27 protein-coding genes are annotated in these 25,290 nt (G+C 71.4%); 20 read left to right on the top strand and 7 right to left on the bottom strand.

Annotated features, from left to right (window positions below):
• Positions 1-80: 80 nt before the first annotated feature.
• The 14 genes from AW274_RS12855 to AW274_RS12790 all read left to right on the top strand — a co-directional run bounded on the left by AW274_RS12855 (position 81) and on the right by AW274_RS12790 (position 13,143).
• Positions 81-539: a GlcG/HbpS family heme-binding protein gene (locus AW274_RS12855; RefSeq protein WP_062431230.1), complete on the top strand. Its 459-nt coding sequence runs from the start codon at positions 81-83 to the stop codon at positions 537-539.
• Positions 540-968 carry a DJ-1/PfpI family protein gene (locus tag AW274_RS12850; RefSeq protein ID WP_062431229.1) on the top strand — a complete coding sequence of 143 codons (429 nt, stop codon included), beginning with the start codon at positions 540-542 and terminating at the stop codon, positions 966-968.
• A 5-nt stretch (positions 969-973) separates the two neighbouring features.
• Positions 974-2,014, top strand: coding sequence for a phosphotriesterase family protein (locus AW274_RS12845; protein ID WP_062431228.1), 1,041 nt, complete (start codon positions 974-976; stop codon positions 2,012-2,014).
• Between the two features lie 8 nt (positions 2,015-2,022).
• Positions 2,023-2,688 carry a type 1 glutamine amidotransferase domain-containing protein gene (locus AW274_RS12840; protein ID WP_157520090.1) on the top strand — a complete coding sequence of 222 codons (666 nt, stop codon included), beginning with the start codon at positions 2,023-2,025 and terminating at the stop codon, positions 2,686-2,688.
• Between the two features lie 2 nt (positions 2,689-2,690).
• Positions 2,691-3,626, top strand: a complete 936-nt coding sequence (locus AW274_RS12835; protein ID WP_062431227.1) for an amidohydrolase family protein — start codon at positions 2,691-2,693, stop codon at positions 3,624-3,626.
• A gap of 4 nt (positions 3,627-3,630) precedes the next feature.
• Entirely contained in the window at positions 3,631-4,584 is a 954-nt protein-coding gene (locus AW274_RS12830; RefSeq protein WP_062431226.1) for an acetylxylan esterase, read from the top strand.
• 108 nt (positions 4,585-4,692) lie between these two features.
• Positions 4,693-5,709, top strand: coding sequence for a zinc-dependent alcohol dehydrogenase (locus AW274_RS12825; RefSeq protein ID WP_062431225.1), 1,017 nt, complete (start codon positions 4,693-4,695; stop codon positions 5,707-5,709).
• Positions 5,706-6,479 carry a class I fructose-bisphosphate aldolase gene (locus AW274_RS12820; protein WP_083974075.1) on the top strand — a complete coding sequence of 258 codons (774 nt, stop codon included), beginning with the start codon at positions 5,706-5,708 and terminating at the stop codon, positions 6,477-6,479. Before AW274_RS12825 ends, AW274_RS12820 begins: the two co-directional genes overlap by 4 nt.
• A 19-nt stretch (positions 6,480-6,498) precedes the next feature.
• Entirely contained in the window at positions 6,499-7,542 is a 1,044-nt protein-coding gene (locus AW274_RS12815) for a zinc-dependent alcohol dehydrogenase (RefSeq protein WP_062431223.1), read from the top strand.
• 16 nt (positions 7,543-7,558) lie between these two features.
• Positions 7,559-8,869, top strand: coding sequence for a xylulokinase (locus tag AW274_RS12810; protein WP_157520084.1), 1,311 nt, complete (start codon positions 7,559-7,561; stop codon positions 8,867-8,869).
• A gap of 81 nt (positions 8,870-8,950) precedes the next feature.
• A complete protein-coding gene (locus tag AW274_RS12805; protein WP_062431221.1) occupies positions 8,951-10,258 on the top strand; it encodes an extracellular solute-binding protein in 1,308 nt (435 codons plus the stop codon).
• Positions 10,255-11,199, top strand: coding sequence for a carbohydrate ABC transporter permease (locus tag AW274_RS12800; RefSeq protein ID WP_062431220.1), 945 nt, complete (start codon positions 10,255-10,257; stop codon positions 11,197-11,199). The genes AW274_RS12805 and AW274_RS12800 overlap by 4 nt, the downstream gene beginning before the upstream one ends.
• Positions 11,196-12,011, top strand: coding sequence for a carbohydrate ABC transporter permease (locus tag AW274_RS12795; protein ID WP_062431219.1), 816 nt, complete (start codon positions 11,196-11,198; stop codon positions 12,009-12,011). The genes AW274_RS12800 and AW274_RS12795 overlap by 4 nt, the downstream gene beginning before the upstream one ends.
• Before the next feature lie 16 nt (positions 12,012-12,027).
• Entirely contained in the window at positions 12,028-13,143 is a 1,116-nt protein-coding gene (locus AW274_RS12790) for a Gfo/Idh/MocA family protein (protein ID WP_062431218.1), read from the top strand.
• Here the strand turns inward: AW274_RS12790 and AW274_RS41225 are convergent.
• The 4 genes from AW274_RS41225 to AW274_RS12770 are packed head-to-tail and all read right to left on the bottom strand — an operon-like array spanning position 13,130 to position 16,588.
• A complete protein-coding gene (locus AW274_RS41225; RefSeq protein ID WP_062431217.1) occupies positions 13,130-14,395 on the bottom strand; it encodes a PP2C family protein-serine/threonine phosphatase in 1,266 nt (421 codons plus the stop codon). The genes AW274_RS12790 and AW274_RS41225 overlap by 14 nt on opposite strands.
• Positions 14,392-15,165 (bottom strand): anti-sigma factor antagonist, encoded by a 774-nt coding sequence (locus AW274_RS12780; protein ID WP_062431216.1) that lies wholly within the window; start codon positions 15,163-15,165, stop codon positions 14,392-14,394. Before AW274_RS12780 ends, AW274_RS41225 begins: the two co-directional genes overlap by 4 nt.
• 50 nt (positions 15,166-15,215) lie before the next feature.
• Positions 15,216-15,809: a TetR/AcrR family transcriptional regulator gene (locus AW274_RS12775; RefSeq protein WP_062431215.1), complete on the bottom strand. Its 594-nt coding sequence runs from the start codon at positions 15,807-15,809 to the stop codon at positions 15,216-15,218.
• The gene (locus AW274_RS12770; RefSeq protein ID WP_062431958.1) at positions 15,809-16,588 is read right to left on the bottom strand and encodes a class I SAM-dependent methyltransferase; all 780 of its coding nucleotides are present in this window, start codon (positions 16,586-16,588) and stop codon (positions 15,809-15,811) included. The genes AW274_RS12775 and AW274_RS12770 overlap by 1 nt, the downstream gene beginning before the upstream one ends.
• A gap of 54 nt (positions 16,589-16,642) precedes the next feature.
• Between AW274_RS12770 and AW274_RS12765 the strand changes: the two genes are divergently transcribed.
• Positions 16,643-17,950 (top strand): glycosyltransferase family 39 protein, encoded by a 1,308-nt coding sequence (locus AW274_RS12765; RefSeq protein WP_157520081.1) that lies wholly within the window; start codon positions 16,643-16,645, stop codon positions 17,948-17,950.
• 37 nt (positions 17,951-17,987) lie between these two features.
• Here AW274_RS12765 and AW274_RS12760 read toward each other — a convergent pair whose 3' ends face one another.
• Entirely contained in the window at positions 17,988-18,665 is a 678-nt protein-coding gene (locus AW274_RS12760) for a choice-of-anchor protein CoaP (RefSeq protein WP_062431213.1), read from the bottom strand.
• 208 nt (positions 18,666-18,873) lie between these two features.
• On the opposite strand from AW274_RS12760, the gene AW274_RS12755 reads away from it, so the two are divergent.
• From AW274_RS12755 to AW274_RS40205, 3 genes are read left to right on the top strand one after another with little or no spacing between them, the layout of a single operon-like run.
• Positions 18,874-19,533 (top strand): LuxR C-terminal-related transcriptional regulator, encoded by a 660-nt coding sequence (locus AW274_RS12755; protein WP_083974073.1) that lies wholly within the window; start codon positions 18,874-18,876, stop codon positions 19,531-19,533.
• Positions 19,530-20,606: a non-hydrolyzing UDP-N-acetylglucosamine 2-epimerase gene (gene wecB / locus AW274_RS12750; protein ID WP_062431211.1), complete on the top strand. Its 1,077-nt coding sequence runs from the start codon at positions 19,530-19,532 to the stop codon at positions 20,604-20,606. The genes AW274_RS12755 and wecB overlap by 4 nt, the downstream gene beginning before the upstream one ends.
• Positions 20,607-20,615: 9 nt before the next feature.
• Positions 20,616-20,771 carry a hypothetical protein gene (locus AW274_RS40205; RefSeq protein ID WP_157520075.1) on the top strand — a complete coding sequence of 52 codons (156 nt, stop codon included), beginning with the start codon at positions 20,616-20,618 and terminating at the stop codon, positions 20,769-20,771.
• 20 nt (positions 20,772-20,791) lie between these two features.
• Here AW274_RS40205 and AW274_RS12745 read toward each other — a convergent pair whose 3' ends face one another.
• Together AW274_RS12745 and AW274_RS12740 are read right to left on the bottom strand one after the other, a co-directional pair.
• Positions 20,792-22,159 (bottom strand): XrtP-associated glycosyltransferase, encoded by a 1,368-nt coding sequence (locus AW274_RS12745; RefSeq protein WP_062431210.1) that lies wholly within the window; start codon positions 22,157-22,159, stop codon positions 20,792-20,794.
• A complete protein-coding gene (locus AW274_RS12740; RefSeq protein ID WP_063813249.1) occupies positions 22,159-22,662 on the bottom strand; it encodes an archaeosortase/exosortase family protein in 504 nt (167 codons plus the stop codon). The genes AW274_RS12745 and AW274_RS12740 overlap by 1 nt, the downstream gene beginning before the upstream one ends.
• A 170-nt stretch (positions 22,663-22,832) precedes the next feature.
• Between AW274_RS12740 and AW274_RS12735 the strand changes: the two genes are divergently transcribed.
• Positions 22,833-23,549 (top strand): septum formation family protein, encoded by a 717-nt coding sequence (locus AW274_RS12735; RefSeq protein WP_062431208.1) that lies wholly within the window; start codon positions 22,833-22,835, stop codon positions 23,547-23,549.
• 329 nt (positions 23,550-23,878) lie between these two features.
• Positions 23,879-25,282 carry a glycan biosynthesis hexose transferase WsfD gene (gene wsfD / locus AW274_RS12730; RefSeq protein WP_157520072.1) on the top strand — a complete coding sequence of 468 codons (1,404 nt, stop codon included), beginning with the start codon at positions 23,879-23,881 and terminating at the stop codon, positions 25,280-25,282.
• Positions 25,283-25,290: the final 8 nt, after the last annotated feature.

Genomic DNA, 25,290 nt, shown 5'->3' with positions numbered 1-25,290 from the left:
AGGCCATGCCCTCCTCGTGAAACCCGCGCGATGACCCGCGCCGAATCCGTACCGCCACGCTCACCCGTGAGGCCGCTCCGATGATCCGCACCGAATCCGTCGTGACTCTCGAACTCGCCGACCGTCTCATCAGGGCCGCCCGGGACGGCGCGGGCAAGCCGATGGCCATCGCCGTCACCGACCGCCACGGCGACCTCGTCGCCGCCGCCCGCATGGACGGGGCCTCGCACGTCGCCCTCACCCTCGCGATCGACAAGGCGTTCACCGCCGCCGCGTTCAACGCGCCCACCGACGCGTGGGGCGAGGTCACCAAGCCCGGCGCGGCCGACTGGGGCCTGACCTCGGCGCTCGCCGGGCGCATCGTCATCCTGGCCGGCGGTTTCCCGCTGCGGTCGGACGGCGAGCTCATCGGCGCGATCGGGGTGAGCGGGGCCGCCCCGCCTGTCGACAACGCGGTCGCCCTGCACGCGCTGCGGTCGTGCGCCGAGGTCGTCGACCCCTTCGCCGCGTCCCATCCCGCCGAAAACCTTGGAGCGTAAATGTCGCTGGCCCAGCAGAAGGTCGTGGTCCTCGCGTACCCCGGATACCAGGAGCTCGACTTCTGGTATCCGGTGCTGCGCGGCCGCGAGGAGGGCGCGACCGTCCACATCGTGGCCGCCGCCACCACGGGGGCGGAGAGCATCCTCGGCTACCCCGTCATCCCCGACACCGACGCCGCCGACCTCGACCCCGCCTCGGTCGACGTGATCATCGCCCCCGGCGTCGCGCCGTGGGACCTCCCCCAGCCGAGCGGCGCGCAGGTCGCCCTGATCACCGCCGTGCACACGGCCGGCGGGCGGGTCGCCTCGGTCGGCAACGGCGCGTCCGTCGTCGCCCAGGCCATCGGCGACCAGGCGGAACGGGTCGTGTCCGCCGACGGCACCAACGAGCTCGCCGAGTTGTTCGCCACCATCCGCAGAGGAGTCTGAATCCGATGGAAGTCTTCAGGACCGTTCTGGGCGACGTCTCACCCGAGACGTCGGGCCGGTTCCTCACCCACGAGCACCTCCTCTACGGCTACCCGGGCGCGGAGCTCGACCACCGGACCGTGCTCGACTACGAGAACAACGTCGCGTTCATCGCCAAGCAGGTCGCCGACGGCATGAAGGACTGGGGTTTCGGCACGCTCGTCGACATGACCCCGCCGGAGGTCGGCCGCCACCCCGAGCTGATGGCCGAGGTCGCCCGCCGGACCGGCATGAACGTCATCGCGATCACCGGCTTCTTCCCCGAGCGTATGGGCGTGCCCTACTACTGGCGGCGGCAGACGGTCGAGGAGCTGACCGACTTCTTCGTGAAGGACCTGACCGAGGGCATGGTCTTCGCCTGGCAGCAGACGCCGTACAAGGCGGGCGCCATCAAGATCGCGACCGGGCAGGAGAGCGTCACGCCGCAGCCGAGCCCGATCGGGCCCAACGGCCGCCGCATCCACGAGGTCGAGGACAAGGTCATCCGGGCCGCCGGGCGGGCCTCCCGCATCGTCGGCTGCGCGATCAACACGCACACCGACCCGATGGACTACCGCGTCACCAACCCCGGCATCGAGCAGCTCGACATCCTCGAGGAGGAGGGCGCCGACCCGGCGAAGGTGATCATCGGGCACGCGTTCGTCGAGCCGGACGAGGGCCAGCTGCACGAGATCCTCAACCGGGGGGCCAACCTCCAGCTCGACCACATCGGCATCCCGTGGCGCGTCGACACCGTCGAGGAGCTCGACGAGCGTATGGCGAACGCGTTCGTGGGCCTGATCAACGAGGGTTTCACCAGCCAGCTCGTGCTCTCCTACGACCGCTGGTTCTACAACCCGCGCTCCGACGTCACGGAGTCCGACCCGCAGCTCGCCAACGAGCGCGTCGACCTCGGTTACATGTGGACCTCGTTCATCCCGCGCCTGAAGAGCAAGGGCGTGACCGACGAGCAGATCGACGCGATCACCCGCGACAACGCCGCCCGTATCTTCTCCATCAAGGTCTGAGGGACAACGTGGAACTGTCACAGGCACGGATCGTCGTGCTGGTCGAGAACCTCTACCAGGAGCTGGAGCTCTGGTATCCGGTCCTGCGTTTCCGCGAGGACGGCGCGCAGGTGCGGGTGGTGGGCCCCTCCACGGAGGAGGTGTACGCCAGCAAGATCGGCTATCCCGCCCGCGCCGACCTGACCGTGCACGACGTCGATCTCGACTCGGTCGACGCCGTGATCATCCCGGGCGGCTTCTCGCCCGAGTACCTGCGGCGCAACCCCGACATGGTGAAGCTGGTCAGGGACGCCGACGCCCGCAACCTGGTCGTGGCGGCCATCTGCCACGCCGGCTGGATGCTGGCCACCGCCGGGATCGTGTCGGGGCGGCAGGCGACCTGCGTGGCGACCATCAAGGACGACGTCATCAACGCCGGCGCGCTGTTCAGGGACGAACCGGTCGTGGTCGACGGCAACCTGATCACCTCCCGGCTGCCCAACGACCTGCCGGAGTTCTGCGCCGCCATCAAGGACGCGCTCGACGCGCGGGAGCCGGCCAAGGGCGGCCCGCTCCCGGCCCTCAACGAGCCGCCGAACTCCTCGCCCGCCTACACGGCGACCGCGATCATGAAGAACCGCGCGGCGGGCCCCGGCTCGTCCAACTACCGGGCCTACGCGGTCCTCGACGCGTGACCATGCGCGTCGACGTCCATCACCACGCGATCTTCCCGGCGTACGCCGAGGTGCTGCGGGGTCTCGGGATCGGGGCCCAGCCGGGCGTCGGCCTGCCCGGGTGGTCGGTCGGCGCGTCGCTCTCGATGATGGACGACCTGGGCATCGACCTGGCGGTGTTGTCCGCCGGGTCGCCCGGGTTCTTCTTCGACGGCGACCAGGCGCTCGCCCGGGAGCTCTGCGAGAGCACCAACGCCGACCTGGCGGCGACGGTCGCCGCGCACCGCGATCGGTTCCGGGCGTTCGTCGCGGTGCCGCTGCCGTCGGTCGGCGACGCGCTGCACATGATCGAGCGGTGGGCCGAACACGACGCGTTCGTCGGCGTCGGCCTGCTGACCAACTACGCGGGACGGTATCTGGGCGACCCGGCCTTCGAGCCGGTGCTGGCCGAGCTCGACCGGCGGCAGGCGGTGGTGCACGTCCACCCGCAGCTGCCGGTGCACTACCCGGCCGCCGAGATCAATCTGCGGCCGTCGCTGATCGAGTACGTCTTCGACACCACCCGGGCCATCGTCAACCTGACCCTCAACGGCGCCCACGACCGCTATCCCGGCATCACCTGGATCTTCTCCCACTGCGGCGGCACCGCCCCCTACCTGGCCGGACGTCTCGCCATCGCCGAACCGCTGCCGGAGCTGGAGCAGGTCGGCGACGGCGGGATCCTCCGGGCGCTGCGCCGCTTCCACTACGACTTCGCCCTGGCCACCACCCCCTACTCGCTCGGCTCGGCGTTGAAGCTGGCCGGTCCGGAACGGTTCCTGATCGGCTCGGACTTCCCGTTCGTCGACGAGAAGACGGTCGCGGCCTGCCTGCGCGAAGCGGCCGGCCTCCTGGGCCCCGACATGGCCGCCGTCGCCGAGCACAATCCCGCCCGGCTCTTCCCGCACCTGAAGGGGTGAGACAGTGCCGCAGTTCGACCTCCCGCTCCCGCAGCTGCGCGAATACCGCTACCCGGAACCGGAACCGGCCGACTTCGACGCCTTCTGGGCCCGCACGCTCAAGGAACAGCCGGAGACGGACGTCGTCTTCGACCCCTACGACGCCGGCCTGACCACGGTCGACACCTGGGACGTCACGTTCAGCGGCTACGGCGGCGACCCGATCAAGGGGTGGCTGCTGCTGCCCGCGAACCGCCCGGGTCCCGTTCCGACGGTGGTCGAATACCTCGGGTACGGCTCGGGGCGCGGCATCCCGATCGAGTCCCTGGCCTACGTGTCGTCGGGCTTCGGCCACTTCGTCATGGACACCCGGGGCCAGGGCAGCTCGTGGCGGGCCGGCGACACCGGCGACCCGTCGGCGACCGGCCCGGCCGTGCCCGGATACCTGACGCGGGGCATCCTCGACCCGGACGACTACTACTACCGCCGCCTCTACACCGACGCCGTGAGAGCCGTCGACGCCGTGCGGCGACATCCCGGCGTGGCCGAGATCGCCGTCACCGGCAGATCCCAGGGCGGCGCGTTGTCGCTGGTCGTGGCCGGTCTGCGCGACGACATAGCGGGGGCGATCCCGCACGTGCCGTTCCTGTCGGCGTTCCGCCGGGGCACCGCGATCACCGAACGGGAGCCCTACGCCGAGATCGTGCGCTGGTGCTCGATCCACCGCACGAAGTGGGAACGGGCGTTCGCCACGCTCGCCTACTTCGACGCCACCGCCTTCGCCGCGCGGGCGACCTGCCGCGGTTCGTTCTCGGTCGCGCTGATGGACGGCGTCTGCCCGCCCTCGACCGTGTACGCCGCCTTCAACGCCTATCAGGGCCCGAAGGACATCACGGTGTGGCCGTACAACAACCACGAGGGCGGCGGCCCCGAGGACCAGCTCAGAACCGTCCGCGTACTTCGCGAACTCTTCCAATAACACCAAATCGTGACAAACGGAGCCTTGTTCGGCTCTGTAACACGAGGCAACATTTCAAACCTGCCAGACAAGCAGGCAGCCTGACCGGCTGCTGGGAAAGGGGTCGGCGTGAAATCAGCTCTGCTGTACGGCCACAACGACCTGCGTGTAGAGAACCGGCCCGACCCGAAGGCGGGCAAGGGCCAGGCCGTCATCAGGATTCACGCCTCGGGCGTCTGCCCCAGCGACATCCGCAGCTACACCGCCGCGACGGCCGCCAAGCGCGACCCGTGGACCCCCGGCCACGAGATCGCCGGTGTCGTGACCGAACTCGGGAGCGGCGACACCGGCGACCTCCAGGTCGGCGACCGGGTCGCGGTCGACTGGCGTGGCGTCTGCGGCCGCTGCCGCCAGTGCGCCAGGGGCGCGGCCAACTTCTGCGAGAACCTGATCAAGTACCCGATCGCCGGGTTCGCCGAGTCGACCGTCATGCCGGTGGAGCAGCTCAGCAAGCTGCCCGACGGCGTGACCTTCGAGTCGGCGAGCTTCGCCGAGCCGCTGGCCTGCGTCGTCAACGCCCACCGCGCGCTGCCGCTGCCGCTGACCGAGAACGTGCTGGTCGTCGGCGCCGGCCCGATCGGCCTGCTGCACACCCAAGTGGCGCGGGCCCGGGGCGGCCGGGTCATCGTCACCGACCTGAAGGCCGAGCGGCTGAAGGTCGCCCAGGAGCTCGGCGCCCACGACGTCGCCGACGCCGCGAACCAGCGGGAGGCGGTCCTCGACCTCACCGACGGGCGCGGCGCCGACGTGGTGATCGTCACCGTCGGCGTCCCGGCGGTCATCGAGGCCGCGTTCGGCCTGGTGGCGAAGAACGGCTTCGTCAACCTGTTCGCCGGCACCCACCCGAAGGGCGCCATCGCCCTCAACCCCGACGTGCCCCACTACGACCAGGTCTCCGTCAACGGCAGCCACGACTTCATCCCCAACGACTTCGCGACCGCCCTGCGCCTGCTCCGGTTCGGCCAGGTCGACGTCGCCCCGCTGATCAGCCACCGGTTCCCGCTCGACGCGGTCGCCGAGGCGTTCGAAACCACCAAGCGGCAACTCGGCCTGAAGTCGCTGGTCGTCGCAGAAGGAGAGAAATGAGCACCCACTGGCCCCGCCGTCGCATGCACCACGTCTTCGCCCCCGACGGGCGGGCCGTGATCGCCGCCATGGACGCCGGGATCACCAAGGGCGTCGCCCCCGGCCTGGAGCGGGGCCGCGCGGCGGTCAAGCGCATCGTCGACGGCGGCGTCGACGCGATCCTGGCCACCATCGGCCTGGCCCGCGCGGCCGCCGACGAGCTCGGCGGCACCGGCCTCATCCTGGCCCTCGACAGCGAGATCCCCTCGGCGAAGTACGGCGTCGAGCAGGCCGTGCGCTGGGGCGCCGACGCGCTGGAGCTCAAGGTGTTCCCGGGCAACCCCGAGGTCACCAAGATGGGCGAGCTGCGCGAGCTCTGCGCCGAAGGCGACAAGTGGGGCATGCCGGTGATGGCCGAGCCGATCCCCGTCGGCTTCAAGGCGCTGGAGGCCCACACGCTGGCCAACATCGCCCACGGCGCGCGGGTGTCCGCCGAGGCGGGCGCCGACTTCGTGAAGGCCCAGTACACCGGCACGCCCGAGGACTACCGCGAGGTCGTCGAGGGTTGCCTGGTCCCGGTGCTCGCGCTCGGCGGCCCGATGAAGCCGACCCCGCTGCACGCCCTGCAGATGGCGTACGACGCGATCCAGGCCGGAGCGAGCGGAATCGTCTACGGCCGCAACATCGTCGAGGCCGAACGGCCCGACCGCATGGTCGCGGCCCTGGTCGAGATCGTCCACGGCGGCGCGAGCGTCGACGTCGCCGCCAAGCACCTCAACATCCCGCTGTAACCGAGAAGGAGCCTGAGAGATGATGCGTGCCGCCGTCTTCCACGGCGGCCGGGACATCCGGATCGAGGAGATGGCGATCCCGCTGCCCGGCCCCCGTGAGGTGCTGGTTCGGGTGGGCGCGGCCGGGGTCTGCGGCAGCGACGTGCTGGCCTTCCGCGGCCAGGGCCCGTGGCAGCACAGCCCCGACAAGCCCGGCCGCGACGGCCACGAGCTGGCCGGCGAGATCGCCGCGCTCGGCGCCGAGGTGACCGGCCTGCGCGTGGGTCAGCGGGTCGCCGTCGAGCCGAAGCACCTCATCGCCTGCGGCCAGTGCCCGCCCTGCCGCAACGGCCGGTCGCACCTGTGCCGCAGGCGGGGCTACGTCGGCGACGTCCACGTGACCAGCGAGGGCTTCGCCGAATACGACCTGGCCCCCGCCGAGCGCGTCCACGTGCTGCCGGACTCGGTCTCCCTCGCGGCGGGGGCCGTCCTCGACTGCTACGCCTGCGGCGTGCACACCTACAACCTGGTCAGGACGCCCGCCGGGAGCAGGGCGGTCGTCCTGGGCAGCGGCACGATGGGCCTGACCATGGGCCAGGTGCTGCGCGCCCACGGGGTGAAGGTGCTGCTCACCGGCACCGCGAAGGAGTTCCTCGACCTGGCGCTCGACGCGGGCGCCGCCGACGAGGTGGCCTTCGCGCGGGACGCCCGCGAGCACGTCGAGACGTTCACCGAGGGCAGGGGCGCCGACCTGGTCGTCGACGCCGTCGCCATCCCGGACGTGACGCTCCAGCAGGCGGTCGAGTCGGTGGCCGAAGGCTCCCCGATCTGCGTGCTGGGCGTCTACCCGACCCCGCCGCGCGTCGAACCGCACGCCGCGTACGTGCGGGAGGTGTCGATCCACTGGTCCAACAGCTACGGCCCCGGCGCGTACGCCGAGGCGCTGCGGCTGGTGGCCGAGGGCCGGGTCGCGGCAGACCCGCTGATCACCCACCGGTTCCCGCTCGACCGGATCGTCGAGGCGTTCACCGCCGCCGACGAGAAGGAGCGGTCCCTGGCCATGAAGGTCCTGATCGAGCCCTAGAAGGGAGGTGACCGGCATGCACGTCCTGGCGATCGACCAGGGGTCGAGCGGCGCGAAGGCCGCCGTCGTCGACGGCGAGGGCCGCATCGTCGCGATGACCTCGCGGCGCACGCCGGTCGACCACCCCGAGACGACCGCCGTGCAGGCCGACCCGGAGATGTGGTGGCGGGCGCTGGTCTCGTGCGTGTCCCGGCTGCCCGTGCACGACGTGCGGGCGGTCGCGGTCTCCGGCTTCATGCACACGGTCGTGCCGGTCACCGACGAGGGCAAGGTCCTCGGGCCCGCGCTGCTCTGGCCCGACCAGCGCCCGGCCGGGCCGAGCGCGGCCGACCGGGTGGCGTGGTGGGCCGGCCACGACCCGCTGGCCGCGCTGGCCCGCTGGTATCTGCCGGTCAAGGACTTCCTGCGGATGCGGCTCACCGGCGAGGTCGCCACCGACCGCTACGAGGCGAGCGGCACCGGCTTCCTCCGCGACGGCGCGTGGTCTCCGGCGGTCGCCACCGACGCGGGCGTCTCGGTCGACCGGCTCCCGCCCATCGGCGAACCGCTGGACATCGCCGGATCGGTCACCAGGGAGGCCGCCGCCGCGACCGGGCTGCCCGAGGGCACCCCCGTCGTCATGGGCACCGGCGACTGGATGGCCACCCTGCTCGGCGCCGGCGCGGTCCTGCCCCGGCGGGCCTGCGTCTACCTCGGCACGGCCGGCGCGGTCGGCGGGTTCGCCTCCGCCGAGGCCGCCCGGACGCTGACCGAGCCCCTGTGTTTCGCCGCCGCGACCTCGACGGGGTCGGCGCTCGACTGGATCGCCGAGCTGACCGGCAGAGGAGCCCCCGACGCGGTCGCGGCGGCGGAGTCGGTCCCGCCCGGCTCCCGGGGGGTGGTCTTCCTGCCCCACCTGATGGGCGAGCGCGGCCAGGGCCACGACCCTTCCGCGCGGGGGTCCGTGCACGGCCTGACCCTCGCCCACGGCGCCGGGGATCTGGCGAGAGCCGTCATCGAGGGAACCGCCTTCTGGCTGCGCGCCATCGCCGGGGCCGCGCTCGACGGCCGCGACCCGGCGGAGCTGGTCGCGGTCGGCGGCGGCGCCCGCGGCGACCTCTGGCTGCGCGTCATCGCGGCCGTGCTGAAGCGGGACCTGACGGTCCCCGAGACGACCGAGGCCGGACTCCTCGGCACGGCCATGCTCGCCCACCGGGCCCTCACCGGACAGGCGACCCATGAGCGGTGGACACGGGTCGCCAGGACCGTGCCCGCCGATCCGAACCTGGCGAACGTGTACGAACCGCTCTTCGAGGAGTTCCTCCACCTGGAGGAACGCCACCGGTAGCCACGGGCTGCCCGACCCAGAACCGATGCGCACGGGGGCGCTCATACACCGCTTTCGCGACCGCCATTGCCAGGAGAAGAAATGCAACGACCGTGGAACAGCGCACTCAAGGTCATCACCGCCACGTCGGCGGCGGCCGCACTCATGCTCGCCTCGGCCTGCGGCTCGGACGACGCCGCGGAGGGCAACGCCACCGGTGAGGTCACCGGCGCCATCGACGTGTGGATGGGCGACCCGATCGGCGCCGCCCAGCAGCCGACGATCGTCCAGCTCGCCAAGGACTACGAGACCGCCCACCCCGGCACCAAGGTGAACCTCCGGTTCCTCGGCGCCGACGCGCACAAGACCTACCTGACCAGCATCGCCGGCGGGACCGTACCGTGCGTCGCGCTCATCGGCAACACGTGGAGCCCGGAGTTCGCCGGTCTCCAGGCCCTGGAGCCGATCGCGCAGGACCCGGCGTCGATGAAGGGCGTCTACACCCAGAGCATGATCGACTCGACCGTGCTCGACGGCGTCTCCTACGCGGTGCCCTACGACACCGGGGTGCGGGCGCTCATCTACCGCAAGGACCTCTTCGACAAGGCCGGCCTGGCGGCCCCCAAGACCTGGGATGACGTGCTCAGCTCGGCGACCAGGGTGCAGCAGGACAACCCGGGCGTCAACGGCTTCGGCATCGTCGGCGGCAACCAGTGGTACTGGCTGCCGATGATCTGGAACTGGGGCGGCGAGATCGCCACCCAGGAGGGCGGCGCGTGGAAGGCCAAGGTCGACTCGCCCGAGGCGGTCGCGGCCTTCACCTTCTACGCCGACCTGCTGACCAAGCACAAGCTGGCTCCTGAAGGGGCGGCCACCTGGCAGGGCGCCGACGCGTCGAAGGCGTTCGCGCTCGGGCAGGTCGGCATGATGGTCGGCGGCTCGTGGGACCTGAAGACGATCCTCGCGCAGAACCCCGGGATGGAGCAGCAGCTCGCCACCGCGCCGCTGCCCGCCGGTCCCGGCGGCAACAACGACACCTTCGCGGGCGGCAGCAACCTGGCCATCTTCAAGGGGTGTGACAACAAGGCGACCGCCAAGAGCTTCGTCGACTTCCTGATGAAGACCGACAACCTCGTCCCGGTCACCACCAAGATCGGTCTCCTCCCGGCGACCGTCGACGCCCTGGAGAAGGAGCGCACCAGCGGCTCGTTCTCCACCCCGCTGCTGAAGGCCTACGCCGAGCAGGCGCCGAACACGCGGTCGATCCCGCCGGTGTCCACGTGGGGCAAGGTCGAGGGCACCGGGGCCATCGTCAACGCGATGCAGGCGATCATGAACGGGCAGAAGACGCCCGACGCGGCCATGAAGGAACTGGCCTCGCAGATTGACGCCGCGATCGGACAGCAATGACCTCTACCACCAGCAGGCGGGCACGGCCCACGGCCGCGCCCGCCCGCGCGGGAAGCCGGACCCGGTCCCGATGGGACCGGTTCGGCCTGCCGAGCCTCCTGCTCGCCCCCCTCCTGGCGGTGATCCTGGGAGTGGTCGGCTACCCCATCGTGCGGACCGTCTGGCTCTCCTTCCACGAGGGCGAATACCTCATGACCGGGGCCTTCAACGGCGTCGACAACTACACGGAGATCTTCGGCGACCCCTACTTCCTGGCGGCGCTGCTCCGTACGACGATCTTCGCGGTCGTCTGCGTGGTCACCACCCTGCTGATCAGCCTGGCCATCGCGCTGGTCCTGGACGCCGGGTCGTGGGCGGCCAGGATCGTCACCGTGGTCGTGCTGCTGCCCTGGGCGATGCCCCGGGTGGCCAGCGGCATCATCTGGAAGTGGATGTTCAACGACCAGTACGGCATCGCCAACTGGCTGCTGGTCTCCCTCGGGTTCGACTCGTTCAAGGGCTACGCCTGGTTCAACGACGGGTTCGCCTCGCTGGTCGCCATCACGATCGCCGTGGTCTGGCACTCGGTGCCGTTCATCGCGATCTCGATGCTGGCCGGGCTGCGCGCGACGCGCGGTGAGGTGCTGGAGGCGGCCCGGGTCGACGGCGCGGGCTTCTACCAGCAGCTCATCAGGGTGCGGCTGCCGATGATGAAGCCGCTGCTGACGATCCTCGGCGTGATGTCGACGATCTTCGCGTACCAGTCGTTCGACCACTTCCTGGTGATGACCACCCCGCCCGGCGGGCCGAGCCACAGCACCGAGGTGCTGTCGCTGCTGACCTGGCTGCAGGCGTTCACCGTGCTCGACCAGGGGGTCGCGGCGGCGATGGCCGTCGTCACGTTCGTGCTGCTGGCCGGGATCACCGCCGTCTACGTGAAGTTGTCGAAGGAGGGGACATGACCCGGAGGCTGATCGTCTATCCGGCGATGGTGCTCATCTGCGTGGCGAGCCTGTTCCCGTTCTTCTGGATGATCGTCACCTCGCTCAAGCCGGACACCGAGATCTTCACGGTGAGCCCGCAGTTCATCCCGCACGAGCCGATCCTGTCGCGCTACACCGAGTTGTTCTCCGGCGCGATCCCGCGCCAGTTCCTCAACTCGCTGCTGGTCGCCGGGGCCACCACGGTCATCACCGGGCTGATCGCGCTGCTGGCGGGCTACGCGCTGGCGCGGTTCAAGATCCCCATGAAGAAGTACCTGCTGATCGTGATCCTGTCGATCCAGATGCTGCCGCAGACGGTGCTGGTCATCCCGCTGTTCGTGGTGCTGCGCAACACCGACCTGCTCGGCACCTACCAGGGGCTCGTGTTGTCGCACCTGGCGCTGACGGTGGGGCTGGCGACGTACATGCTGCGCAGTTTCTTCATGGACATCCCGGTCTCCCTGGAGGAGTCGGCGATGGTCGACGGCGCCTCGCGGATGAAGGCCGTGCGGCTCGTCGTGTTCCCGCTCGTCTGGCCGGGGCTGGCGGCCAGTTCGATCTACGGGTTCATCACGTCGTGGAACGAGCTGATGTTCTCGGCGACGTACATGCAGCAGTCGTCGCGGGAGACGCTCCCGGTCGCGCTGCAGCAGTTCTTCTCCAGCTACTACTCCGACTGGGGCGGCGTCATGGCGGCCAGCGTGATCTTCACGATCCCGGTCGTCGTGTTCTTCCTGCTGGTCCAGAAGCGCCTCATGCAGGGCATGGTCGCGGGCGCGGTCAAGGGTTGAGAAAGGGTTCTGTCTGATGTTGAAGCTCGGGGTCCTCGGGGTCGGGGCGATCGCCACGGTCGACTACGGGGTGCTGCCCAACCTGCACCACATCGCCGACAAGGTGGAGCTGGTCGCGCTCTGCGACCCGGTCGAGGAGCGCACGGCCGCCGCCGCGAAGAAGTTCGGCGCGCGGGAGACCTACGCCACGCTCGACGAGATGCTCGACGAGTCGGACGTCGACCTGGTGCTCAACCTGACGCCCATCCCGGCCCACGGGGCGACCTCGCTGAAGATCCTGGAGGCGGGCAAGCACCTGGCGACCGAGAAGCCGCTGGCCACCACGATGGAGGAGGCCGACGCGCTGATCGAGCTGGCCGCCGCGAGCGGCCTCACGATCGTCTGCTCGCCGCCCAACATGCTCTACCCGAGCCGCATCGAGGCGGCTCGGCTGATCCGCGAGGGGATCATCGGCAAGGTCGCGTTCGCCAAGGTCAGGGCCAGCCACGGCGGCCCGGCCTCGATGATGAACTGGCCGACCGACCCGACCTGGTTCTACCAGGAGGGTTCCGGGCCGCTGTTCGACGTCGGCGTCTACGGCATCCACGAGATGCTCGGCCTGCTCGGCCCGGCCAAGCGGGTGTCGGCGTTCTCCGGCATCACCGAGCCGACCCGGGTGGTGCGCTCGGGCCCGTACGCCGGCAAGGAGATCACCGTCACCACCGACGACAACACCCTGATCATGCTCGACTTCGGCGGCGGCACCTTCGCGGTCGTCGACGGCACCTTCAACGTGAACGCCGCCAAGGGCCCCCGCCTGGAGGTCTTCGGCCGCAAGGGCACCCTGAACCTGCCCAACAACCTGCCGGTGAACGGCGGCCGGGGCATCGACCTGTTCCTGCTGGAGGCCGCCGCCGGGCTGAGCGGCTGGGTCGACCTCGACCTCGCCCATCTGGAACCGGCCCAGCAGCGCGTCGACAAGCTGCGCCGGGCGCTGCTCGTCGACCACCTCGCCGACGTCGTGAACGGCACGGCCGAGGCGGTCATGGGCGGCGAGGTCGCCCGCCACGCGCTGGAGATCATGCTGAAGGCGCACGAGTCGGCCCGGACCGGTCAGGCCCTGGAGCTCACGACCACCTTCAACTGGTCGTGACGACCAGCAGGGCGATGTCGTCTTCGTGGGCGCGGACGTCGACCAGCTCCTCGACGAGCCGGTCGGCGACCGCGTCGAGGTCGCCGAGGTCGCGGGTGCCCTGCCAGAGCGCCTTGAGCACGCCCATGCCGGCGTCGATCGCCCGGTCGCGCCGCTCGACCAGGCCGTCGGTGTAGAGGAGCAGCCGGGTGCCCGCCGGGAAGTGCACCTTGTGCTCGACGTAGTTGTAGTCGACCACGCCCAGCGGCGGCCCGGCGCCGTCGTCGAGGAACCGGTAGGGCCCGCCGGGCACGTCGAGCAGCATCGGCAACTGGCCCGCGTTGGCCCAGGTCAGGGTCTCGGCGTGGGCGTCGTAGACGGCCAGGCAGCAGGTCACCAGGCGGGCCCGGTCGGCGGCCCGCAGCACCACGGCCGACTGGCGCAGGATCTCGCCGGGCGACATGTGGCTGACCGCCAGGGCGCGCACGGCCGTGCGCATCTGGCCCATCACGGCGGCGGCCTGGATGCCCTTGCCCATGACGTCGCCGACCACGAGCGCGACCCGGCCCTCGTCGATCGGGATCAGGTCGACCCAGTCGCCGCCGACGTCGATGCCGCGCGCCGGGTAGTAGCGCCAGGCGTGCCGCACGCCGTCGACCTGCGGCAACGGGGAGAGCAGGCTGCGCTGGAGCTCCACGGCGGCGTCGCGGTGCCTCTGGTAGAGGCGGGCGTTGTCCATGGCGACGGCGGCCTGCGCGGCCACGCCGGAGGCGAGCTGCTCGTGGCGGGCGGTGAACATGCCCACCTCGGGGTGGCCGAAGAAGAACCCGCCGAGCACCTCGCCCGACGGTGAGATCACCGGCACCGCGAGGTAGCTGCGCACGTCGAGGTGGCCCTTGGGCATGCCGTTGTAGGGCGGGTTCTGCCCGTAGCGGGGGTCGGCGCGCACGTCGTGCATGCGGATGACGCCCTCGCCCTGGAACGTGGGGTCGAAGACCTTGGTGTTGCGCGGCATCGGGAAACCCTCGAACGCGCTGCGGGGGACGCCGGAGAGCACGTACAGGAAGTAGCTCTCGCCGTTCATGTCGTAGACGTTGTAGAAGAACGAGCCGAAGGCGGCCCCGGTCAGCGAGGTCGCGGCGTCGCAGGCGGTGCGCACGATCCGGGGCAGGTCGAGGTCGGCGGCCAGCGCGCGGCCCACCTCGTGGAGGGTCTCGACGAGGCGCGTCTCCTCCTGCAACCGCCCGATCAGGTCGTCGAGTTCGTGGGTCATGAGCCGGCCCGGTGCTCGGAGAGGAGGTTCAACGCCTCCTCAGCGTTGTCGCGGACGGCCAGCACGTTGAGGCTCCCGGTCAGTTTGAGCAGCCGCTCCAGGGGGCCGGTCACGCCGGCCAGCACCATCAGCCCGCCCAGTTCGCGGGCCGCGACCGTCGAGACGAGGAGTACCCGCAGCCCGCTGGAGTCGCAGAACCCGACCCCGGACAGGTCTGCCGCGATGTGGGTGCGGCCGGAGGTGAGCAGGTCGTTGACCACCGCGTGCAGCTGGGGCGAGGTGATCACGTCGAGGTCGCCCGAGACGGTCACCAGCGGCCCGGCCGCCCGGTGGGTCACGGCCACGCCGAGGCGCTGCTGCACGCCGCCGCGGGGTTTGATCGAGTCGTCGTCGTTGACGTTCATGCGCATCTCCACCCGGGAGCCGCCGTCGCCCTGCTCGATCGTCAGCTGGTCGCAGACCTCGCTCATGAGCCACAGGCCGAAGCCGCGGCGGCCGTCGAGCGAGGGCCGGGCAGGGCTGAGGTGGGCGGGGGTGAGCCGGCCCGCGAGGTCGGTCACCTCCACGACGACCTGGCCTTCTTCGAGCCAGATCCGGACGGTGCCGTGCCCGTCGCCGTGCTCCAGCACGTTGACCACCGCCTCGTTGGCGGCGAACACGAGGTCATGGAGGCGGGCTCCGGCGAGCCCGGCACCCGAGGCGAACGCGTCGATGCGGTCACGCATCGACCCGACGTCGTCGGTGATCGGCCAGGCCCCGGGCAGGTTCACGGGCACCTCAACGAGCTTCGCACCATTACACGACTGTATCGCGGGCTTCGTTACCGCACCCGGATCCCATCGAGGACGATGGTGACCAGATCCTCCGCGAACCCCTCGGGCACGACCGCCGGCGCGCGCAGGGTGACCTCGTGACAGGCCCCGATGATCATGGTCGCGGCGGCTCCGACCGGCGCGTCCGCCGCGAGGTCGCCCGCCTCCTGCCGCCGCCGCAGATAGGCGGCGAGCTGGTCGCGCAGCCCCAGCCCGCCGGCCGCGGGGTTGCCGAGCCCGGTGAACCGTTCGAGCACCTCGGGCGGCACGTTCGCGAACGCCGGCACGATCACCAGGTGCAGGTCAAGAGCCCTTCTCGTGTACGCCAGCAGCGCCCGCCCCACCTCCTCGCCCTCGGCGGGCAGCGGCGGCAGGTTCCGTTCGGCCTCCTTGACGTGGCCGTGCAGGCCGAGGGCGAGCAGCTCCTCCTTGTCGGCGAAGTGGTTGTAGAGCACCCCGGTGGCGACCTCGGCCTCCCGGGCGATCTCGCGTACGGTCAGGCCGCCGGCGCCGCGCCGGGCGATGAGCCGGGCGGCGGCGTCGATCAGGTGATCGCGCAACCCGACCCCGGCGTCGACGGCCCGTGCCCGGCGCGGCGCCATCACGGCCGCACCGCCCCGACCAGCAGCGCCTCGCCGTTGAGCAGCACGCCCTCGGGGGTCTCGAAGGGGCGCAGCGCCGGGAGCAGTCTCTCGGCGGCGCCCTCTCCGGCCTGGTGCCGGATCGGCCCCCAGTCCCCCAGGAACGCGGCCGCGTCTACGGCGTCGGCGCCCCAGTTCTGCGGCGCGTCGACCGGCCGGCTGACGACGCCGGTGAACCCCGCCTCGGTGAGCACCCGCGCGGCCGTCTCGGGGTCGCCCAGGGACAGCGGCCCGGTGTGCCCTTGCGGAACGGGGAGGCCGAGGGCCGCGACGACCTGGGCCAGGTCGCCGTAGCCGCGCATCGACAGGAACGTGAGCCGCCCGCCCGGCGCGAGCGCCCGGCCGATGTTGGCGAAGGCGGCGACGGGATCGCCGAAGAACATGATCCCGAATCTACTGAGGGCCAGGTCGAACGACGAATCGGGGAACGGGTGGACCTGGGCGTCGCCCTGGACGAAGGCGACGTCGCCCTCCTCCGTGAGCTCGCGGGCGGTGGCGAGCATCGGGCCCGACAGGTCGACGCCCAGGGCGGAGGCGGCCGTGCGGGCGGCCAGCCGGGTGGTCCGCCCGGTGCCGCACCCGATGTCGAGCACCCGGTCGCCGGGCCTGACGGCGTCGAGCAGGAACGGGTTGAAGGCGTCGTTGACGGCGTTGTAGCGGTCGGGGTGGGCGGCCCAGTGCGCGCCCTCGTAGCCGTTCCACGCCTCGGCCTGGTGGGTGTTCGCGATAGATGAACGCATGTTCATGAACGTACGTTCATAGTGATTTCCGGTCAAGTGGTATGAATGGGCGCCATGACGATGGCCCTGACCGACACGCCGGTCACGCCGCTGACCAGGCGGCGCGCCGAGGCGACGGCCGGCGTCGTCGCCCTGCTCGCCGGACTGTGGAACGTCTGGGTGCCGTCGTTCTGGCGCGACGAGTCGGTCTCCGCGCTGGCCGCCTCCCGCCCGATCGGCGAACTGTGGGACCTGCTCGGCCACATGGACCGCGTGCACGCCCTCTACTACCTGCTGCTGCGGCCGGTGGCGTGGCTCTCCACGTCGGAGCTCGCCCTCCGGCTGCCCTCGGTGCTGGCCATGGCCGCCGCGGCCTACGGGATCGCCGCGATCGGCCGCCACCTCGCCACGGCCCGGGTCGGCCTGCTGGCCGGGCTGGTCTTCGCGGCGCTGCCGATGGTGAGCCGCTACGCGCAGGAGGTCCGGTCGTACGCCATCGTGACCGCGCTGGCGGTGCTGGCGACCTGGTTGCTGGTGACCCGGCGGCACCACGTGCTCTACGCGGTCGTGATCGTGCTGCTGGGGTGGTCGCACGTCTACGGGCTGCTGCTGGTGGTGGCGCACGTGTTCGTCGCGCCCGACCGGCGGCGGTTCGTCCAGGCGATGCTGATCGCGGCCGCGGGATTGGCGCCGCTGGCGGTGCTGGCGGCGGGGCAGCGGGGCGTGCAGCTCGGGTGGCTGAATCCGCCTACGTGGGCGGCGCTGCCGACGCTGGCCCAGGAGGTGATGGGCAGCAGGTGGGCGATCGTGCCGCTGCTGGGGCTGGCCGCGTTCGGGGCGCGCGGCGCGCTGGGCCGGGTCGCCGGCGCGTGGGCGCTGCTGATCCCGCTGTCGATGCTGGTCTCGCTGGTCTATCCGATCTACAGCCCCCGCTACGTGCTGTTCGCGCTTCCCGGGCTGGCGCTGCTGGCGGGGGCCGGGCTCGACCGGCTGCGGCCGAGGCCGCTGACCTGGATCGCGCTGGCGCTGCTGGTGGCGCTGACGGTGCCCAAGCACCTATGGCTCAGGGCGCCCGACCACCGGCCCGACGACCTGCGGTCGATGGCCGCCGCCCTGCTCGAACGGGTGAAGCCGGGCGACCGGGTGCTGTACGTGGATCCCACGTATGAGTGGTTCGCGGGGGTGTACGCGGAGCCGTACCGGAGACTGAGCCCGCCGACCGGCGACGACGAGCGGGTCTGGGTGGTGTCCGGCGGGCGCAAGCACCAGAACAGCGCCTTCGTCGAGACCGACCCGGCCTACCTCGACCTGCAGAAGCACTACCGGGCCCGCTACTTCAAGGACTTCGGCTACTCCTGGTTCGCCCTCTACGTGCGGAAATGAAAAAGGGGCGCCCGGTCAGGGCGCCCCTTCCGTTCGATCAGCCGAACTGACGGCGGCGGCGCATCAGCAGCGTGCCGCCGCCGGCGGCGGCGAGGCCGAGGGCCAGGTAGAGGCCGGCGCCCGAGGCCAGCGGCACCGGGTTCGGCGGGTCGAGGGTGGCCGGGCCGCAGGTCGACGAGCTCAGGATGACGTCGCCGACCCCCGCCAGCGCGCGCACGCGCATGCCGTGCACGGTCAGGCTCCCGTCGGGGTTGCTGATCTGCTCGTTGAGGCGGACCTCGATGAGCGGCAGCAGCGGCGGGAACAGGAGCGTGGTGTTCGGGGCCGGGTTGTTCGTCAGCGTGGTGCCGAGGACCTGGGCGTTGGCCAGCAGCGTCGAACCGGTCGTGGGCAGGCCGGTGGTCGCGGTGCACTCCGACTGGATGGTGCCCGCGCTGAAGCCGATGCCGAGCAGGGTCGCGCTCAGGCCGTCGACCGACGCGCGCGCCGCCTCGGTGCCGACGGTGGTGTTCTGCTCGACCTCGGCGCTGACCGCGCCGGTCGACACGGTCCCGACGGTGATCGAGGCCAGCGTCGCGGTCGGGTTGCCGAGGTCGGCGACCGGCGCGGGGCCGAAGCCGATGCCCAGCGGCAGGCTGATCGACGCGCCGTAGGCGTTGACGCCGTCGCTTCGCGCGTGGGAGGTGCTCACCATCCCCATGAGCAGCGTGGTCATCGCTGCCAGGGAAACGGCGAAAGTACGTCCGAGAAACATATGCAGGCCCTCCGCGGGCTTCCTATATAAGTCGATGTCGCTCCAAGTTAGGCGTGCGCCGAGTGGGAAACGGTAAGGGACCTGTCAGTTCACTCCAGAGAGTTAGTGTTGCGGCCCCTAAACGGCTCGATTCGCTCGTTACATTGAGCGTCGAAGAACAGGAGCCGAAATGCTGACACGCGGAGCCGTCCGCCGGGAAACGTGCCAGATCGTCGTGGTCGACGAAGGCCCGCTCGCGCATCTCGCATTGCGCGCCCTTTTCCGGCAGGCCCCCGCATTCACGGTCGCCGGTTCCGCCACGACGGGAGCGGAAGGCCGCCGGATGATTTCACGGCTTATGCCGGAAATCGTGATGTGCGAGACCCGGATCGGCGACGACTGCGGCCTCGAATTGTGCCGCTGGATCAGCCTGGAGCATCCGGGCGTGATCCCGGTCGTGCTCACCTCGGTCGACGACGTCAACCTGGCCCGCGCGGCGCTCGACGCGGGCGCCCATGCGTACCTGCTGAAGTCCTCGCCGCTGGAGGACCTGCTGTTCCACCTCGAACGGGTGGCCGAGGGCCAGGTCATCGCCGACGACCGGCTCGGCCGGTCGGCCGCCGGGCGCGCGGGCCACCGCACCCGGTTCGACCTCAGCCCGCGCGAGCACGAGGTGCTGGAGGAGATCATCCTGGGCCTCGACAACCGGGCCATCGCCAGGCGGTTGTGCATCGCCCACGAGACCGTGAAGACCCACGTCAAGTCGATCCTGCGCAAGATCGGCGCGCGTGACCGGGCGCACGCCATCGCGGTCGTGCTCGGCGACGCGCGGACCGGCAGCGGCTGGTGAAGCGGGTCTGCGTGGTGGTCGGCACCCGCCCCGAGGCGATCAAGCTCGGGCCGGTGATCCCGGCGCTGCGGGCCTTCGCCGAGGTCGACGTGGTGTGCACCGGGCAGCACGGCGAGGTCGTGGCCGAGGTGCTGGCGCTGTTCGGCGCCCGCGCCGACCGGGTGCTGGCCCGGTCGGGGGCCACGCTGGCCGGGCTGACCGCGGCGGTGGTGCTCGGGCTCGACGAGGTGTTCGGGCAGCTCAGGCCCGATCTGGTGGTCGTCCAGGGCGACACGGCGTCGGCGTTCGGTGGCGCGCTGGCGGCGTATCTGCGGCAGGTTCCGGTCGCCCACGTCGAGGCCGGGCTGCGCAGCCACCGGGCCACCCCGTTCCCCGAGGAGGCCAACCGGCGGCTGATCGCGCCGCTGGCCGACCTGCACCTCGCGCCGACCGCCTCGGCCCGCGCCAACCTGCTGGCCGAGCGCATCCCGGCCGACCGGGTGCTGGTCACCGGGAACACGGTGGTCGACGCGCTGGCCGCCGTGCTGGCCGACCGGCCCGCGCCCCGCGACCGGCCGCTGGTGGTGATCACCGCGCACCGGCGCGAGTCGTGGGGTGAGCCGATGCGCCGCGTCGCCCGCGTCGCCGACCGGCTCGCCACCGACCACCCGGGCGTCGACTTCGTCGTCGCCACCCATCTCAACCCGGCGGTACGCCAGGTGTTCGACCAGGTCGTGCAACCCCGGCCGAACATCCGGTGCGTGCCGCCGCTGCCCTACCGGGAGTTCGCCTGCCTGCTGGCCGTGAGCGCGCTGGCGATCACCGACTCGGGCGGCATCCAGGAGGAGGCCGCCGCGCTCGGCCTGCCGGTGCTGGTCATGCGCGAGTCGACCGAACGCGTCGAGGCCCTCGACGACGGCGGGGCCCACCTGGTCGGCACCGACGAAGAGCTGGTCGCCAAGACCGCCGGCCTGTTCCTCCAGTCGGCCGTGGCCGGCCGGGTCAGACACGTCGCCCCCTGCCACTACGGCGACGGCCACGCCGCCGCCCGCGTGGCCAGGGCATGCGCCGAACTCATCCATTCCGAGAACTGAGGTGTCATTGTGTACGGATCCTGGGGGCACGGCCCCCGCTGGCAGACCGGCGTCCCGTTGGCCGTCCTGCCGTTTACCGGAATTCCCCTGGCCGTGATCATCGCGCTGGCCGCCGTGCTCATCGTGGGCGGCGCGCTGCTGTTCAGAATGCACAAGGTGCGATAGCCGCCGAAATGGCCCGGGATTCACATTTCCCGGGCCACGGGCGTGCCCGCGACATGGGTCTCGGCGTTTCTCCGGGTTTTCGCCCAGCCGCTCCGGCCGCGAATGATCCGCCCGAAGGCGCGCCACGACGTGAGATAGAAATTGTAAATGTAGAACGCGTAGGCGAACCCGTAGAGCAGGCTTCTGCCGAGCCCGACCCGAGGTTCGCAGCGCCACCAGTAAAGCGGCCCCCAGATGAGAAAGGGCAGCAGGCCGAAGGTGGCGTAGATGGCGAAGAGGATCCAGCCGCCCTCGACCAGCCACCACGTCATCCCGGCCGGGTCGGCGATCAGCCGGCCGCCCAGATAGATCATCGGGATCGGGTAGATGAGCGTGCCGAGCAGCTGCATCCACGGTTGCGACAGGTAGTAGAGCACCTCCAGCGCGCCGAGGCTGCTGAACCGGGCCGACCGCCAGATCTCCGGCAGGTACTTGGCGCACTGCATGGTGCCCTGCCCCCAGCGGGTGCGCTGGGTGATGAGCCGCCGGAACGACCAGAGGCCCTCCTGCTCGACCCACGTGTCGGGGGTGTACTCGTTGCGCTCCCCCGCCAGCAGCAGCTGCACGCCGAGCTCGAAGTCCTCCAGCAGCGAGCCGCCCCACGGCCGCTTCTCCGCGCCCGCGATCTTGTCGAGCGCGCTCAGCCGGGTGAGCTGGCCGTTGCCGCCCATCGCGACCGTGCCGCTGCGCCTGCGGCCCAGCTGGATCGCCGAGATCGGGCCGCGGAACTCCAGGTCCTGCATGCGGACCAGCAGCCGCCCGAACGCGTTGCGGAACCGGCCCCGCTCCGGGCACGGATCGCGGTCGTCGCGGTTGATCATCCACACGTCGATCTGGACCGCCCCGATCGCCGGGTCGGCGAACAGCTTCTCGCCCGCGCACACGCTCAGCATGTTCGGGGCGGGCCGCCCGTCGGCGTCCAGGACGCAGACCACGTGCCGGGTCCGGTCGGCGTCGGGCGGGAGGAAGTCGTCGAGCGCGCGGTAGGCGGCGTTCAGGGCGTCGCCCTTGCCGGTCCGCGCCTCCGGGCGCACGCGCGTCACCAGGTGGATCCGGGCGTCGTCGCGGGCTGTCCCGGCCACGATGCGGGCCGTGTCGTCGTCGGAGGCGTCGTCGACCACCCACACGTTGACGTGCGAGAACCGTTCGCGCAGGTAATGCAGGGTCGGCCCGATGACGGCCGCCTCGTCGCGGCACGGGATGAACAGGTGCCACTCGAACGCCGCCGGGTTCCCGGCCGGGTCGGGCCGCTGCCGCAGATACGGCCGCACGATCGTCAGCACGTAGGTGAGGAAGGTGACACTGAGGAAGAGCGCGAACGCCTGGGTCAGCCCGAGCAGGTAACCCATCAGCGCCGCACCCCCCGCATCGTCAGCAGCGTGTACGCCACCAGCGCCGCCCCGATGCCGAACACGCTGATCACCGAGCCGACCATGGTGTGCCCCCAGTAGTAGCCGGGCTCGAAGCCCAGCCCCTTGATCAGCACCACGACGGCGAGGATGCGCACCTGGTTGCTCGCGAACAGCACCGTGACGGCGACGGCCAGCGCGACCAGCGGCCACAGGCTGGCCCGGCGCGACAACCAGAGGATCAGGATCGTGATCCCGAGCAGCGGCACGATGAGGAACCCCGACGTGCACTCGGGCGAGATCCGCAACCCGACCGCGTCCCCGGTCTCCTCGTTGAACGACATGATCGCCATCACCGAGTTGACCGCCGTCTCGGTCCGCGCCACCAGCGCGACCACGTGGGAGGCCAGCACCGCCTCCCAGCCGCGCACCCGGTCGTCCACCAGCAGCACCGCCAGGAGCAGCGCCCCCAGCACCCCCGAAAGGGCCACCCGAACGGCCATGTTCCCCCCTCTAGAACGACCTGCAACCTAGCCGCCGCTCTCCTCCGGCCGGCTCAGCCGCGCGTGGCGGCTCACTCGGCAGGGTCAGTCACCGCGCGCCCTGCGCGCCTTCGACCTGGTCGGCTTGTTACGGTGCCGCGAGTTTTCTCTGACGCCCCCGAGGAGGTCCCGTGGGCAAGACCCTGGCGCTACTGCTCCTTTCGGCGACGGCGTGCGCCGCCCCGGCGACCACGCACCCGAGCGCGGCCATGCCGGTCGGCAGCTGCCACGTGATGTCCCAGCCCGAGGAGTTGTACGCCCTCAGCGACGTCCGGCCACCCGTCCCGTGCACCCAGCCGCACCAGACGGAGACCTACCTGGTCACCCAGCTGACCGGCCCGATGACCGACACCCCGGTCCGCCCGCCGCACGAACTGCTGGTCCCGATGGTCACGGCCGGCTGCGACTACCGCCCGATCCGCCCCTACCTCGCGGCCGGCCCGCACGACGCCCAGTGGGGCGTCTCCGTCTGGGGCAAGGTCCCGACCCCCGACGAGTGGGCCGCCGGCGACCGCACCCTCCGCTGCGACCTGCTGGTCCCGACCACCCACCCGAACAACGGCCCGGTCCTGACCGCCCCGCTGCGCGGCATCATGAACCGCCCGGAGTCGGCCGCCATCCGCCGCTGCAACCTGGAAGGCCGCGACGTCCAGTGCGCCCTCCCGCACGAGTGGGAGTGGGTCGAACCCCAGGGCCTGACCAGGAACGGCTGCCGCGCCAACGCGGCCATGTTCGCGGGCCGCCTGAGGGGCCTGCGCATCCGCCTCGGCCCCGACCGATCGTGCTGGGTCGGCCAGGAACGCCACCGCATCACGGTCGGCACCCTGCGCGAGGGGAGAGCCGCATGACCCTCGACCAGAAGGACCCCGTGTCCTGGGGCGACCGGTTCCCCGAGAAACCGAAGCCGAAGCGCCGCTGGTGGCAGTGGTCTGCCGGGACGGGCCTCCTGCGGAGACTCCGCGCGAAGACCTCGCGCCGCAAACCACCGCCCGGTCCCGGCTCCGGCTCGGGTCCCGGCTCCGGCTTTGGCTCCGGTCTCAGCTCCGGGACACGCGATCTACTTGGTTCCGGCCGCGACGCTCGGCCCGGTTCTCATTCTGAGGCGGGGCCGCCCTCGCGGACCTGGATGGCACCTGGTTCCCGGTGGGGCGGGGTTCGGCGGTTTCCGCTGGTGGCGGTGGTGGTCGGGGTTGTGTGGGCGGCCGTCATGCAGGTGCGGTTGTTCCTCGGGGGGCATGTCGGGCTTGCCGGGTTCGGGGAGAACCTGCCGTGCCGGCTCGGGCTGGCCAACTTCCGTGATCCCGCGCGGGCCGGATGGGAGCACGTACAGCCGATCTGGACCGCGCACGCGTGGACGGGTGAGAACTGCCCGCCGGAGTTCTCCACGGCCCTGTTCGCGCAGGCGGCCGGGAAGTGGCTGACGCCGCTGCTCGGCTTCCCCGGCGCGCTCGACCTGCGGGCGCTCGGGGTGCTGTTCGGGCTGCTCGTCGGCGTGGTCTGCGGGTTGCTGGTGGCGGTCACGCCGGGGCGGCCGCTGGTCCGGGTGGGGTTCGCCTCGGCGGTCGGGCTCGTCTACGCCGACGCCGGGTTCGCCGGCTACCTCGTCTCGCCCTACGCCGAGCCGACCGCGCTCGTGGCGGCCGGGTTCCTCGTGGTGGCGCTGCTGCTGCTCTGGGAGCGGCCGACGGTGCCGAGGGCGCTGGCGACGGCGGTCCCGGCGCTGCTGGTGGTCGGCGCGCGGCCGGAGTACGTGACGTTCGTGCCCGTGCTCGCCTTCGCGCTGCTCTGGATGCGCGGCCGCCGCGTCGTGGCGCTGATGGTCGCCACGTGGATCGCCGGGCTCGGCGTCTTCCACGCCGTCACCGAGGCGAAGTTCGACGACCACCAGGCCGTCTTCCAGACCATCCTGTACGACGACCCGACGGCCGCCGCCGACCTGGCCTCGCTGGGCCTCGACCCGGAGCTCGCCCCCGCCGCCGGCCTGTCCCGCGACGACCCGTCGTGGGTGACGTTCGCCGACCGCTACCACCGCACCGCCCACCCCTCGCCGCTCCGGATCGCCGGGTTCTACGCGACGCATCCGTGGCACGCCGTCCGTACCGTCGGATGGGGTTTCCAGGGCGTGGCCGGGCTGCGCCCCCACTACCTGGGCTCCTATCCCGAGGGCGCGGGCAAGCCGGAGGGCGAGCGCGAGTACCGGGTGGCCGTCTACTCGGCCATCTGGGAGGTCTTCCGCCGGGGCCCGCTGCTGGTGCTGGTGCTCTGGGCCGCCACGGCCGGGGCCGGGTGGCTGGTGGTGCGCCGCCGCTCGCTGACCCCGTCGGAGAAGACGCTCGGCCGCCTGGCGGTCTTCCTGCCGCTGGCCGCGCTGGCCCAGTTCGCCGTGGTCGTGCTCGTGCACGGCCGGGTCGAGACGGTCAGGCACCTGGCGATGACGAACTGGCTCACCGCGATGTGCGTGCCGGTCATGGCCGCGGCGGTGGCGCTGGTGCTGACCCGGCTCCGCCCGGTGCCGCGCTGGCAGCACCGCGACCAATCATGCGCATCGATTCATTCTCAAATGCGCGAGATAAAACGTTGATACTCCGC

The organism is Herbidospora daliensis, assembly GCF_001570585.1.
Lineage (GTDB): Bacteria > Actinomycetota > Actinomycetes > Streptosporangiales > Streptosporangiaceae > Herbidospora > Herbidospora daliensis.
This window is presented reverse-complemented; position numbering and strand designations above follow the sequence as displayed.